Source organism: Amycolatopsis benzoatilytica AK 16/65 (assembly GCF_000383915.1).
Lineage (GTDB): Bacteria > Actinomycetota > Actinomycetes > Mycobacteriales > Pseudonocardiaceae > Amycolatopsis > Amycolatopsis benzoatilytica.
In genome coordinates this window covers 7,391,217-7,404,526 of the sequence record NZ_KB912942.1, presented here as the reverse complement: position 1 = coordinate 7,404,526, position 13,310 = coordinate 7,391,217, and the positions used below count along the sequence as shown (strand labels likewise).

11 protein-coding genes are annotated in these 13,310 nt (G+C 68.0%); 6 read left to right on the top strand and 5 right to left on the bottom strand.

From position 1 onward, the window contains the following. Positions 1-5: 5 nt before the first annotated feature. Complete coding sequence (gene purD / locus AMYBE_RS0134475) at positions 6-1,265, bottom strand: phosphoribosylamine--glycine ligase (protein ID WP_027928316.1); 1,260 nt, start codon at positions 1,263-1,265, stop codon at positions 6-8. Between the two features lie 217 nt (positions 1,266-1,482). Between purD and AMYBE_RS0134470 the strand changes: the two genes are divergently transcribed. Continuing rightward, positions 1,483-2,613, top strand: coding sequence for a glycerophosphodiester phosphodiesterase (locus tag AMYBE_RS0134470; RefSeq protein WP_020663950.1), 1,131 nt, complete (start codon positions 1,483-1,485; stop codon positions 2,611-2,613). A gap of 47 nt (positions 2,614-2,660) precedes the next feature. Here AMYBE_RS0134470 and AMYBE_RS0134465 read toward each other — a convergent pair whose 3' ends face one another. Both AMYBE_RS0134465 and AMYBE_RS0134460 read right to left on the bottom strand, forming a co-directional pair. Beyond that, positions 2,661-3,107, bottom strand: coding sequence for a nitroreductase family deazaflavin-dependent oxidoreductase (locus tag AMYBE_RS0134465; RefSeq protein ID WP_020663949.1), 447 nt, complete (start codon positions 3,105-3,107; stop codon positions 2,661-2,663). Between the two features lie 17 nt (positions 3,108-3,124). After that, positions 3,125-3,568 (bottom strand): VOC family protein, encoded by a 444-nt coding sequence (locus tag AMYBE_RS0134460; protein ID WP_027928315.1) that lies wholly within the window; start codon positions 3,566-3,568, stop codon positions 3,125-3,127. Positions 3,569-3,853: 285 nt separating this feature from the next. Here AMYBE_RS0134460 and AMYBE_RS0134455 point away from each other — a divergent pair, with 285 nt between their 5' ends. Beyond that, the gene (locus AMYBE_RS0134455; protein ID WP_020663947.1) at positions 3,854-5,389 is read left to right on the top strand and encodes an amino acid permease; all 1,536 of its coding nucleotides are present in this window, start codon (positions 3,854-3,856) and stop codon (positions 5,387-5,389) included. A gap of 267 nt (positions 5,390-5,656) precedes the next feature. Then, positions 5,657-7,294 (top strand): Na+/H+ antiporter, encoded by a 1,638-nt coding sequence (locus tag AMYBE_RS0134450; protein ID WP_020663946.1) that lies wholly within the window; start codon positions 5,657-5,659, stop codon positions 7,292-7,294. Positions 7,295-7,459: 165 nt separating this feature from the next. Here AMYBE_RS0134450 and AMYBE_RS0134445 read toward each other — a convergent pair whose 3' ends face one another. Then, on the bottom strand, positions 7,460-8,746 hold the full coding sequence (locus AMYBE_RS0134445; RefSeq protein WP_020663945.1) for an adenylosuccinate synthase: 1,287 nt from the start codon (positions 8,744-8,746) through the stop codon (positions 7,460-7,462). A gap of 78 nt (positions 8,747-8,824) precedes the next feature. Here AMYBE_RS0134445 and AMYBE_RS0134440 point away from each other — a divergent pair, with 78 nt between their 5' ends. From AMYBE_RS0134440 to AMYBE_RS42890, 3 genes are all read left to right on the top strand, one after another. Beyond that, a complete protein-coding gene (locus AMYBE_RS0134440) occupies positions 8,825-9,496 on the top strand; it encodes a hypothetical protein (RefSeq protein WP_154676389.1) in 672 nt (223 codons plus the stop codon). Positions 9,497-9,701: 205 nt separating this feature from the next. Then, a complete protein-coding gene (locus AMYBE_RS0134435; RefSeq protein ID WP_154676687.1) occupies positions 9,702-10,286 on the top strand; it encodes an HNH endonuclease family protein in 585 nt (194 codons plus the stop codon). A gap of 49 nt (positions 10,287-10,335) precedes the next feature. Continuing rightward, positions 10,336-11,235: a glycosyl hydrolase family 18 protein gene (locus AMYBE_RS42890; protein ID WP_020663942.1), complete on the top strand. Its 900-nt coding sequence runs from the start codon at positions 10,336-10,338 to the stop codon at positions 11,233-11,235. Here the strand turns inward: AMYBE_RS42890 and AMYBE_RS0134425 are convergent. Further along, positions 11,225-13,102, bottom strand: a complete 1,878-nt coding sequence (locus tag AMYBE_RS0134425; RefSeq protein WP_034289678.1) for an FAD/NAD(P)-binding protein — start codon at positions 13,100-13,102, stop codon at positions 11,225-11,227. The two genes, AMYBE_RS42890 and AMYBE_RS0134425, sit on opposite strands and share 11 nt — an antisense overlap. Between the last annotated feature and the right edge of the window lie 208 nt (positions 13,103-13,310).

Here is a 13,310-nt window from a genome sequence, read left to right as displayed (position 1 = left end):
CGTGCTCAGGCGGGAGCGCTTATCTCCCCGTTCGCCGCGCGAAGTGCGATATCCGTGCGGTGGTGCGAGCCAGCGAGGTGTACGCGCTCCACGGTCTCGTACGCGTGCTTACGTGCCGCCTTCAGCGACTTGCCGGTGCCGACCACGGACAGCACTCGCCCGCCGGCCGAGATGACCGCACCGTCTTCGCGACGCCGCGTACCCGCGTGCAGTACGCCTTCGATCTCTCCGCCGGTGATCACGTCGCCCGTACGCGGCTTGCCCGGGTAGCCGTCGGCAGCGATCACAACAGTGACCGCAGCGCCGCCCGACCACTCCAGCGGCGGCAGCTCGGCGAGCTTGCCGGTCGCCGTCGCGTACAGCACCGAAGCCAGCGAGGTACGCAGCAGTGCGAGCACCACCTGCGTCTCCGGGTCACCGAAGCGACAGTTGAACTCGATCACCTGCGGGCCTTCCGAGGTGAGTGCGAGACCGGCGTACAGCAGGCCGGAGAACGGGCTGCCGCGGTCCGCGAGCTCGTCCACGACGGGCTGCACGACCCGCGCGACTACGTCGTCCACCAGGTCCGCAGGCGCCCACGGCAGCGGCGCGTAGGCACCCATGCCGCCGGTGTTCGGGCCCGTGTCGCCGTCGCCGACCCGCTTGAAGTCCTGCGCGGGCAGCATCGGCACCACGGTGCGGCCGTCCACGAAGCAGAACAACGACGCCTCTGGTCCATCCAAAAAGGACTCCAGCAGGACCGGGTGGCCACCGTCGAGCAGCATCAGCGCGTGCTTGCGCGCGACCTCGATGTCCTCGGTCACCACGACGCCCTTGCCGGCGGCGAGACCGTCGTCCTTCACCACCCAGGTCGGACCGAAGCGCTGCAGAGCCGCGTCGAGCCGGGCGGGGGTGTCGACGACCTCGCTGCGAGCAGTCGGCACGCCTGCGGCCGCCATGACGTCCTTCGCGAACGCCTTCGACCCCTCGATGCGCGCGGCCGCGCCGGACGGCCCGAAGCAGGCGATGCCCGCTTCGCGCACCGCGTCGGCGACGCCCGCGACAAGCGGCACCTCCGGCCCGACCACGACGAGGTCGGCTTTCCATTCCTTGGCCAGGGCGGCGACGGCCTCCGGCTCGGCAGGCTCGACCCCGAGCTGCTCCGCGACCGCGGCCGTGCCGGCATTGCCGGGGGCGCAAGCGAGCGCCGTGACCGCGGGATCGCCAGACACCGCGAGGACGAGTGCATGCTCCCGGGCGCCGGAGCCGATTACCAGTACGCGCACGTCGGACAGAGTAACGGTGGGCGCTTCGGCCGGGCTGCGCGCCGTCACCGACACCGGGTCCGACCTGTCGTTAATGGACTCTATGCACGGTTTACCTGGTTGTCGGCTTTCCGCCCGTCCGGTGCCATCTGTCCGACGCTTGCGCCAGCGAGGGTGTCGCGGAGTCATGGCGGACCGCCGGCAACGGCGGCCCGTCCGGCAGAGAGGGGTCCCCGCCATGAACCGCAACCGTCTCGGCGTGCTCGCCCTGTCCGGACTGGCGCTGCTCGGCAGCGCCGGCCTCGCGCTCGGCCCTGCCGGGGCGAGCGAACCGGGGCCTGCGCATGCGGCCGCGCGCCGACCCGGGCACGATGGCCCGGTGATCGTCGGACACCGGGGCGCGCCCGGCTACCGCCCGGAGCACACGCTCGCCTCGTACGAACTCGCCTACCGGATGGGCGTGGACTACGTCGACGTCGACCTGGTGCCGACCAAGGACGGCCAGCTCGTCGCCCGGCACGAGCCGGAGATCGGCGGCACCACGGACGTCGCCGACCATCCCGAGTTCGCCTCGCGCAAGACCACCAAGGTCATCGACGGCATGTCGATGACCGGCTGGTTCACCGAGGACTTCACGCTGGCCGAGCTGAAAACGCTCTACGCCACAGAGCGGATCCCGGCGAACCGGCCGAACAATCAGCTGTACAACGGCCGCTACCGGATCGCGACGTATCAGGAAGTGCTCGACCTGACCCGCGACCTCGGCCGCGAGCTGCACCGCCCGCTGGGCACCTATCCGGAGGTCAAGCATTCGACCTACTTCGCGTCGATCGGGAACCCGACCGAGCCGAAGCTGGTGTCGATCCTCGACCACAACCGCCTGAACCGGCCGAACGCGCCGGTGATCATCCAGTCGTTCGAGGTGTCGAACCTGAAGGAGCTGAGCGAGCAGGTCCGGGTGCCGCTGCTGCAGCTGACCGAAGGCAAGGGCGCGCCCGCCGACCTCGTGGCGAAGGGCGACAAGCGCACCTACGCAGACCTGGTCACGCCGGCTGGGTTGCGCGAGATCGCGACCTACGCGGCGTACCTCGGCCCGGAGAAGGGCCAGATCATCCCGCGTGACGCGAAGGGCAACCTCGGCGACCCGACCACGCTGACCGCCGACGCGCACCGCGCCGGCCTGCAGGTGCAGCCGTACACCTTCCGCAACGAAAACCCTTTCCTGCCAGTGAATTTGCGCTCGTCGGCCAGCCCGGACGACTTCGGCGACGTATTCACCGAGGAGGCGGCTTTCCTCAAGGCCGGCGTCGACGGCTTCTTCGCCGACCAGCCGGACACCGCGCTGCAGGCAGTGCGCGACTTCCGCTGACCTTCCCGGCCCGCCGGAGGACGTCCGCGTCTCCGGCGGGCGTTGGCTCAGTTTTGCGGGGTGAGCACGACGATCGGGATCACCCGGTCGGTCTTCTCCGCGTACTCGTCATACAGCGGGAACATTCGCGCCATTTTCGGCCAGAGCTTTTCGCGCTCGGCCGGCGAGGCGACGCGCGCGTGTGCGGTGAACCGGCGCGAACCGACCTGCACGCCGACGCTCGGGTTCGTCCGCAAGTTCTTGACCCACTCCGGATCGTGGTCGGCACCGGCTTTCGAGCCGACGACAACGAATTCGTCTCCCTCGGTGCCGTAGATCAAGCAGGTGCGCCGCGGCAGGCCGGTCCTGCGGCCGGTCGTGGCGAGCAGGAGGGTGAACAGGCCGCGGGATTCGTGTCCTTCCGCGCCGTTCGTGGCGAGGTAGGCGCGGGTTTGCTCGGCGACCCAGTCCCACTGCGAATCGGTGGCTCGGTCGAGATCGTCGGCGACAGCCATGGCGAGGGTTCCCTTCTTCAGTTCTGGTGGACGGCCTCGGCCAGCGCGATGATGACACCGCCAGGACCCCGGAGATAGCAAAACCGGTGGCTGTTCTCGTACCGCACCAGTTCGCCCAGCATCTCGGCACCGCGGGCGCGCAGCCGCGCGACGATGTCCTCTATCCCCTCGACGGCGAACATGATGCGCCGGATGCCGAGCGCGTTGACCGGCGCGTTGTGGTCGACGGCGGGGGAAATCGGCGCGTGGAACTTCATCAGCTCCAGCCGCCCGTGCCCGTCCCCGGTCCGGACGACGGCCAGGTCGCACTGCACGCCGTCGAGCCCGACCATCGCGTCGACCACCGGCCCGCCGACTGTTGCCTTGCCCTCGAGTTCCATGCCGAGTTCGAGGAAGAAGTCGATGGATTCGGCCAAGTCCTCGACCACGATGCCGATGTTGTCCAGTCGCCGCAGCGTCATGATGCCCTCCGGTTCGTCGTGCTTTCGCGCCCGGGACGGAGCCGGTCGCCGGTTTTCGACACGGCGGCAGCGGGCTTCCGGCCAGACCACCGGTTCGAGTGATGCAATGTCGAACAAGCGTTCGAGATACTGGCCCCATGACCCTTTACCCGATTCCGGTCGGCATGCGCCGTTCGGAGGAGCTTCCCGTCAGCGACCTGCGAAACCTTGACACCCGCGAACGTGGAGAGCTAGCTTCTCCGCACCCTCAATGGTCTGTCCACATACCTTTCAGGTGGGTGCCCGATGGATGTCTCCGAACAACGGACCGGACAACCCGACGAAGACAGCGCTCGCCTGCACGCGCTCGGCTATGCGCAGGAGCTCAAACGCACGATGTCGGCGTTCTCGAACTTCGCCGTCTCGTTCACGATCATCTCCATCCTGTCCGGCTGCCTGACGCTGTACGGCTTCGGCATGAAAACCGGCGGCCCAGCCGCGATGATCTGGGGCTGGCCGCTGGTCGGACTGTTCGTGGTGCTGGTCGGGCTGGGGATGGCCGAGGTGTGCTCGAGCTATCCGACCGCGGGCGGTCTCTATTACTGGGCGGCGAAACTGGCCACCCGCAACGGCCCGGCGTGGTCGTGGTTCACCGGCTGGTTCAACCTGATCGGGCAGATCGCGGTCACCGCGGGCATCGACTTCGGCGCGGCGCTGTTCCTGAACGCGTTCTTGGATTTGCAGTGGGGCTTCAGCGCGACGCCCGGCCACACGATCCTGCTGCTGGTGATCATTCTTGCGGTGCACGGGGTGCTGAACACGTTCGGCGTGCGCGTGGTGGCGGTGCTGAACAGCGTCAGCGTGTGGTGGCATCTGCTGGGCGTACTGGTCATCGTCGGCGTGCTCGTGTTCGTACCGGCGAAGCACCAGCAAGCGTCCTTCGTATTCGGCAGCTTCGTGAACCAGACCGGCTGGGGTTCGGCGCCGTACGTGTTCTTGCTCGGTTTGCTGCTCGCGCAGTACACGCTGACCGGCTACGACGCCTCGGCACACATGACGGAGGAAACGAAGAACGCCGCGAAGGCCGGCCCGCGCGGCATCATCAACTCGATCCTGGTGTCCCTGGTCGCCGGATGGATCCTGCTGATCGGCCTGACGTTCGCGATCCAGAACTACGACGGAGCGGTCAATTCGGCGACCGGAGTCCCGCCAGCACAGATCTTCATCGACGCCACCGGAGCAGTCACCGGCAAGTTCCTCCTGCTGATCTGCATCGGAGCGCAACTGTTCTGCGGCATGGCCTCCGTGACGGCGAACTCCCGCATGATCTACGCCTTCGCCCGCGACGGCGCGATCCCGGGTTCGAAGATCTGGCACAGCATCAACAAGCGAACCCAAACCCCGACGAACGCGGTGTGGCTCGCCGTCGGCGGAGCGCTGGTGCTGGCGCTGCCGTACCTGTGGAGCGCAACGGCCTACGCCGCAGTCACGTCGATCGCGACGGTCGGTTTGTATGTGGCTTACGTAATCCCGGTCTTCCTCCGGGTCCGGCGCGGCGACAGCTTCGAGAAAGGCCCGTGGAACCTGGGCCGGTGGGGCAAGCCGATCGGCATCGTCGCGACGGCCTGGGTAGTCGTGATCTTCGTGCTCTTCATGCTCCCCCAAGCAAGCCCCATCACCGTGGACACGTTCAACTACACCCCGATCGCCTTCCTGGTCGTCCTGGGCGGCGCAGCCCTGTGGTGGGTCCTGTCGGCACGGAAGTGGTTCACCGGCCCGAAGGTGCAGGGGTCGGCGGAAGAACTGGCAGCGGTGGAGCGGGAGCTCAAGGAACTGAGCTGACCCGCTTGGTCGTGCCGGCACCGGCGGCACCGGTGCCGGCACGACCAGGCGGCGACTGTCTATTTAAGACACGACCGCACCGCACCTGCCACTACCAAGCTGGCCAACCCAGGCAAGGCACCCCTCCTGCGGCCGATACGAAGCCGGAAGACCGGCGCAATCCGGCTTCGGGGTACCGGCCGCACCACTCCGCGCCAGCCCACCATCACCCCGACACGACCCCAGTCCCACCCCGATCACCCCGTTCCATGAGTCAGACTGCGACCCATGGAGACCCTGACGCTGGTAGCCGTCCTAGCCGGCTCGCTCGGCCTGACCGCGATCGCCCGGCGCTTCGCCCTCTCCGCCCCGCTGCTCATCGTCGTGGTTTCCCTGGCCGTCGCGCTCATCCCGGGCCTTCCGAGGATCGAGCTGGAGCCGGAGCTGATCCTTACCGTCGTCCTGCCGCCGCTCCTCTACTCGACGTCTCTCGAAAGTTCGGTGTCGCACTTTCGAGCGAAACTTCAGCCGATCGTCGCCCTGGGCGTCCTGCTCGTCGTCGTCACCGCGTTCGTGATCGCTTTCGTCGTGCACCTGCTGCTGCCGGACCTCCCCTGGGCGTCCGCCCTGATCCTGGGTGCCGTCGTCTCCCCGCCGGACGCTGTCACCGCCGTCGCGATCGGGCGGAAACTAGGACTGCCCCGCGGCACCATGACCGTTTTGACCGGCGAAAGCCTCGTCAACGACGCCGCGGCGCTGACTCTTTTCAAGGTCGCGCTTGCCGCCGTAGTGGGCACCGCCAGCTCGCTCGGGCACGGTTTCGCCGTCTTCGCGGTCGCGTCGGTCGTCGGAATTCTGGTCGGCTTGCTGGCTGGCGCGATCGTCGAGCTCATCCGCACGAAGCTGGACGACCCGCTGCTCGAATCGGCGTTCGGGATCGTCGTGCCGTTCGCCGCCTATGTCACCGCGGAGCACTTGCATCCGTTCGGCGCCGAGTTCAGCGGCTCGGGCGTGCTGGCCGTTGTCACCGCCGGGCTGTTCCTCGGACATCGGTCGCTTCGCGCGTCACCAGCGACGCGAGTGCAGGACCGGTCGGTGTGGGCCTCGATCGACGTCCTGCTCGAAGGATTCGTGTTCGCCCTCATGGCGCTGCAACTGCCCTTCGTCCTCGACGGGGCGCAACACGCCGCGCGGGACAACTGGACGTTGGCGTGGTCCGCGATCATCGTGTTGTTCGCGACGATGCTGATCCGGATCCCGTTCGTGTTCCTGTCCAGCTATCTGCCGCGATCGCTGCAACTTCTCCGCCGTGCCAGCCATGATCCGCCCGCCCTGCGGTCGCTGGCGGTGATCTCCTGGACCGGCATGCGCGGCGTCGTCACCATCGCCGCCGCGACCGGCGTGCCGGCGGATACGCCTGGCCGCGCGGAGATTCAGCTGTTCGCGTTCACCGTCGCGGTCGGCACCGTGCTGATCCAAGGACTCACGCTGCCGCCGTTGATCCGGCTGCTCAAAGTCCAGGACCCGGATGAGGACGCGCGCGACCAGGCCGAAGAACTGGCCGCCCGGGAGGTCGCGAAGAAGGCCGCGCACGAACGGCTTCGCGAACTCGCCCGTACCCAGCTCTCCACATTGGACATCGAACCGGAGAAACTGAAACGGCTCGAAGAACGGCTGCAACGCGTGGTCGACACCCGCTTCCGGTTCGCGCAGGCGGCCATCACCCTGTCCGGAGAAGAACGCCGCGCGAGTCCGCAGGCACAGTTCGCCAAGGCGCGGCGGGAACTTCTGATCACCCAGCGCGCCGCGATGATCGAGGAGAACCGCGCCGGCCGCCTGGACGACGAAGTCCTGCGGAAGGTGTTGCGCGAACTCGATTTGGAGGAGATGTCGGTGTCAACGACGCTCCGGAACCGGATGAGCTGAGCTGGCCCGCCAGACACGCCGCCGGCCCTCGTCGTCGGTGCCAAGGACGCTGGGTACGTCCGCGAAAGGCCCCTTACGGGAATCAGAGTCCCGGAAGGAGCCCCTCACGGACACCAAGCTCCGCAAGGCTTCGGACTGCCCTCGGCAACGCCCGAAACCGAGGCATCAGGCGAACTCGTGCCGCACGATCGTCTGGTCCCGGCCCGGACCGACCCCGATCGCCGAGACCCGGGCACCGGACAGTTCCTCGATCCGCTCCACGTACGCCCGCGCGTTGGCCGGCAGCTCGTCGAACGTCCGGCAGTTCGAAATGTCCTCGAACCAGCCCGGCAGCTCCTCGTACACCGGAACCGCGTGGTGCACGTCCGTCTGGGTCATCGGCATGTCCGACGTCCGCACGCCGTCCACCTCGTAGCCGACGCACACCGGCACCTTCTCCAGCCCGGACAGCACGTCCAGCTTGGTCAGGAAGTAGTCGGTGATCCCGTTGACGCGCACCGCGTACCGCGCGATGACCGCGTCGAACCAGCCGGTGCGGCGGGAACGGCCGGTCGTCACGCCGAACTCGCCGCCCTGCTTGCGCAGGTATTCGCCGGACTCGTCGTCGAGTTCGGTCGGGAACGGACCCGACCCCACGCGGGTTGTGTACGCCTTCAGGATGCCCAGCACGGTCGTGATCCGGCCCGGTCCGATGCCCGAGCCGGAAACCGCGCCGCCGGACGTCGGGTTGGACGAGGTGACGAACGGGTAGGTGCCGTGGTCCACGTCGAGCAACGTGCCCTGCGAACCTTCCAGCAACACCGTCTCGCCGCGCTCGAGTGCCTGGTTCAGCTGCAGCCGGGTGTCGGCGATCCGGTGCGCGAACTTCTCGCCCGCGGCGAGCACCTCGTCGGCGACCTCGTTGGCGTCGAGCGCCTTGCGGTTGTAGACCTTGACCAGCACCTGGTTCTTGAACTCGAGCGCCGCCTCGACCTTCTGGCGGAAGATCTTCTCGTCCAGCAGGTCCTGCACGCGGACGCCGACCCGGGCGATCTTGTCCTGGTAGCACGGCCCGATCCCGCGGCCGGTCGTGCCGATCTTGCGGCTGCCGAGGTAGCGCTCGGTGACTTTGTCGATCGCCACGTGGTACGGCATGATCAAGTGCGCGTCGGCCGAGATCAGCAGCTTGCCGGTGTCCACGCCGCGCTCTTCCAGGCCGGCCAGTTCGGACAGCAGCACGCCCGGGTCGATCACCACGCCGTTGCCGATGACGTTGGTCACGCCCGGCGTCAGGATCCCGGACGGGATGAGGTGCAGGGCGAAGTTCTCGCCGTTCGGAAGGACGACCGTGTGGCCCGCGTTATTGCCGCCCTGGTAGCGGACGACCCAGTGGACGCGGTCGCCGAGCAGGTCGGTCGCCTTGCCCTTGCCTTCGTCCCCCCACTGGGCACCGATGAGCACGATGGCCGGCATGTGACACTCCAGGTGTTCGGCAACAGGAAATTGTGGCCCCGGCTTGGGGACACGAGTGGCGCTGGTAAATGCCGGTGCATGACTTTAACGGAGGACCCCGGAGTGCGCGGAATAGTGGTGGCTTGCAGCGCCGCGGCGGACCTCGCCGCGCGGCTCGGCGATGTCCCGCTGGCGCACGCCGGACCCCGCCCCGGCAAGGCGGAAATCGACCCCTTGCTGGGAGAATACGACCGGCTGGTCGTCCTCGGCGCTGACGCGGACCTCGCCGCGGTGGTGGCGCGGCTCATGCGCCGCGAACTGCTCCCCGGCGTGTCGGTCGGGTTCGTCGCCACCGAGTCCGGCTCCCGGGCGGCCGCGCACTGGCGGCTGCCCGCCGACCCGGACGAAGCGTTCGCGCTCGCCTGGAAGGGCCATGACACCGAGATCGCGCTGGTCCGCGACGACACCGGCGGCGTCCTCCTCGGGCACGCCACCCTGCGCCATGTCAAGGGCCAGGCGTATTGCGACGAACAGGTGGCATTCGACGGCGAAGTTTCCGGCATAGAGGTCACGCCGAACGAATCCGGCGTGACCGCCCGGATCACCCGCGGCCGGCTGCTGAAACGATCTTCGACCTACCGCGGCCGGGCATTCCAGCTTGGCTGCGTGCCGACGTCTTCGCTGGTCACCGAAGGTGTTCCGAACGAGCGCGAGATCAAGCGGCGGACCTGGTACCGGCACACCGTCGATCTCCGGGCGGTTCGCGGCTGACCCGCGCGACTGACCGAAATCCGGACTCCAGCGGACACACGGTGACTTTCCGTTCACTGAAGGTCGGTTTCGTGTCACCTGACGGTGTTGCATACGCCACTTTCGTGGTCAAAGGTGCATAAGTCCCGTACCTGACCACGGAGGCAGCAATATGCCGACCAATCGCATAGCTCGCAACTCCTTCACGGTTCTGGCCGCCGTCGCGATGTTCGGCGCGGTCACCGCCGGAGTCGCGGACGCCACCCCGCCCGGCATCCCGTCGGCGGACACCGCCAAGAGCGAGCTGACCCAGCTGACCGTGAAGCCGGACGGCTCGCAGACCGGCTACAGCCGCGACAAGTTCCCGCACTGGATCGACCAGGGCAACAGCTGCAATACGCGCGAGCTGGTGCTCAAGCGCGACGGCACGAACGTCCAGGTCGGCTCCGACTGCTACCCGACCTCGGGCACGTGGACCTCGCCGTATGACGACGCGACCTGGAGCTCTCCGTCCGATGTGGACATCGACCACGTGGTGCCGCTCGCGGACGCGTGGCGTACCGGTGCCTCGTCGTGGACCCAGGCGCAGCGCCAGGCCTACGCCAACGACCTGTCCGACCCGCAGCTGATCGCGGTGACCGACAACGTCAACCAGGCCAAGGGCGACAAGTCGCCGGACCAGTGGAAGCCGCCGTCGGTCGGCTACTGGTGCACGTACGCCAAGATGTGGGTCGCGGTCAAGTACAAGTTCAAGCTTACCGTGAACTCGGCGGAGAAGTCTGCGCTGACGGACATGCTCGGCCGCTGCTGACCTTCCGGGGCTACCGTGGGCGCCGCCGCCGGATTTATGGTCTCCGGTCATGAGGAAGATCACGGCGGCGGTGCTGGCGGTGTTCCTGGTGCTCTGCGGAGCGACCTCGGCGACGGCCGCGACCGGCCGCAGAGTTGTTGTGTACTACCAAACTACGCACAATAACGGGTCGTACGTGTCCCCGCTCGGGCTCACCGAGCACAACACCGGCGTCACCGACGTGATCGTCGGCGCGGTGCACCTCAACGACGGTGCGACGATGACACTGAACGACAATCCGCCCTCGGATCCGAAGTTCGCCCAGATGTGGAGCGATCTCGCCGCCATGCAAGGCAAAGGCGTGCACGTGCTCGCTTTCGTCGGCGGCGCGGCCAAGGGCAGCTTCCAACGGCTGGAAACGCAGTTCGACACGTACTATCCGTTGCTGCGCAACCTGATCCGTGACCACGGGTTGTCCGGCATCGACCTCGACGTGGAAGAGCAGATGTCGAACGCCGCGCTGAACCGGGTGATCGACGCGCTGCGCGGCGACTTCGGCCCGAATTTTCTGATCACCCTCGCTCCGGTGGCGACCGAACTCAGCGGCGGCAGCGGGCTTTCCGGCCTCGACTACGACCAGCTCTACCGCGAGCGCGGCGATCAGATCTCCTGGTTCAACACGCAGTTCTACTGCGGCTGGGGCTCCTTGGCCGACACCTCCGGCTACGACCGGATCATCGGCCACGGCGTCGTGCCGGCCAGCAAGGTCGTCGCCGGCACGGTCACCAACCCGGCGAACTGCAGCGGCTATGTCGATCTGCCGACGCTGAAGAACACCGTTGGCGGCCTGGTGCGGAAGTACTCGGACTTCGGCGGCATCGACGGCTGGGAGTACTTCAACTCGCTGCCCGGCGACACCGGTGCCCCGTGGCAGTGGGCCGAGCAGATCGCGCCGACCGTCAAGGGTTAGCCAGTCGCAGGATTTCCCGGGCCAGCGCGTCGTTCTGGCGGAAGGAGATCGCGTTCGTCCGCGGTCTCGTGAACGCTGCCGCCGATCGAACGCTGGTGTGCGGGCCGACGGAGAACCGTCGCGGATGCGGAGTGCCGTCCGCGGCGAGCAGCCGGAAATCGCAGAGCGTGGTGGCGATCCGCCCGGAAGGCAGCGTTTCGCCAGCGACATCCGGCACGGTCTCCTCGGCCAGCGCACCGCTGTCACGCAGCTGCCGCAACAGCGGATCGGACACGCGCGGGACACTCGCCTCCGGGAGTCGCGCCTCGATCAGCGTACGCGCGGTGACGGTGTCCGGGTGGCTCGCGCTCGACGCCACGAACGTGCCAGTCGGCTCGTCCGCGTCGATCACCACGTCGGTACCGAAGAAGGACACGATGCCCGCGTCCGCCAGCGCGAGCAGTTCCGCGAGCCGGCGCGGGGGCGGACCGCTTGCGTAGTAAGAGAAGAATCCGTGGAACCAGCCATCCATATCGGACACTTGGGAGGCCGCGGTCAGCTGTCCGGTCGAGAGCAGAGCGGGCAGCTGTCCGATCACCGACAGCAGCGCCAGGAACGCGCCGAGATCCGCGCTGTGGTGCACATCGGCACGCCGGGAGAGATCGGCTTCGACGTAATTCCGCACGGCTTTCCCGAATTCCTCCGCCGAGGCGAACCGCTCCCGGTCGAACGGGCGGTCCAGCCGCTCCAGGTCGAGCCGATCCTCCAGCGCCGGGACCGCAGCGGCGATCAATCCGTCCATTTCGGCCGTCCCCCAGGCCAGGTCGGCGAACTTGTCCGCGAATACCGCGAAATCGACCCGCACCCGGTCCGGATGTCCAGTGAACAGTTCGGTGTAATACGCCCAGGCGAGTTCCTTCGCGATGAGCGGCCACACGTCCGCCCGGAAATCGAGCGGACGCGACAGCGGCTCGATCGCCCTTCGGTCGAAGAATCTGGGCAACTGCACCGGTTTTCCGCGCAGTCGGTAGCCGGGTTTGGCGTGATAGGGCACCCCGCGCCGCGAGCCGACGTGCAGCACCGGCTCGGCACCGCTGGGGTGGTAGCGCAGACCGCCGCGCGGCAGGTCCTCGAACCGGCCGCCGCGCCCCTCGGTGAGCAGCAGCATCAGGTCCACGAACGCGAGCCCGAATCCGCGTACCAGCACCGGTTCTCCGGCCGGGACCGCGGAATAGTCGACGTCGGCGGTGTAGCCGGCCGGGTAGTAGGCCAGGCCGTGCCGCCCGGCGAACGATTCCAGCGCGCGTTCGGCTCGGTCCGGGAGCGCGTCGAGGTGGCCGACGGTCAGGACGACCGCGTCCGCGGCGACGCTCGAGCCGTCGGAAAGCCGCACGGTGTCGTCCTCGTCGATGCCCACGGCCCTCGCGAGGTGCTCCACCACGGTGATCCCGGGCGGCAGTTCGGCGCGCACCTTCCGGTAGAACCACTCCAGATACCGGCTTTGCAGGCGCCGGGTCGGGAAGTCGGTGGAGACGAGCGTCTCGAACTCGGCGCGGACGTCGTCGGGCACCGGGTACTCGAGCGTGCCGGAGCGCACCTGCCGGACCCAGTCGATCAGCGACGGACCGGGCAGGACCGGGCCGTCCATCAGGACCGAGTCGTCGGTGAACACCGTGACGTCTTCGGGCATCGAGTTCATCCGCAGCAGCGGCGATTGGTCATACCGCCACACCCGGCCGGGACCGGCCGGAAACGGGTCGATCAGGTGCACCTCGACGCGGCGCTCGCCGAGCAGTTCGGCGGCGCTCGCGGCCAGCCGTTCGAGGACGCCGACCCCGCGAGGTCCGGCGCCCACGATGGCGAGCGTGAACTGCGGCAAGGCGGTCACCTGGGCGAAGCTACGCCCGGCCAGACCCGCGACGGCGACCGTTCCACTCCGCGGACGAACCGCCATCCGGTGTGGCGCGAACCACAGCGGTCAGGTCGAGGCCCCGAAGCGGGTGCGGAGCGCTATCGTCTGGACACTGGGAGAACTGACCGTGACCTGTCGGATACCGGCGAAAGAACCTAGAGAATCACCAACAGTCACGGGACAC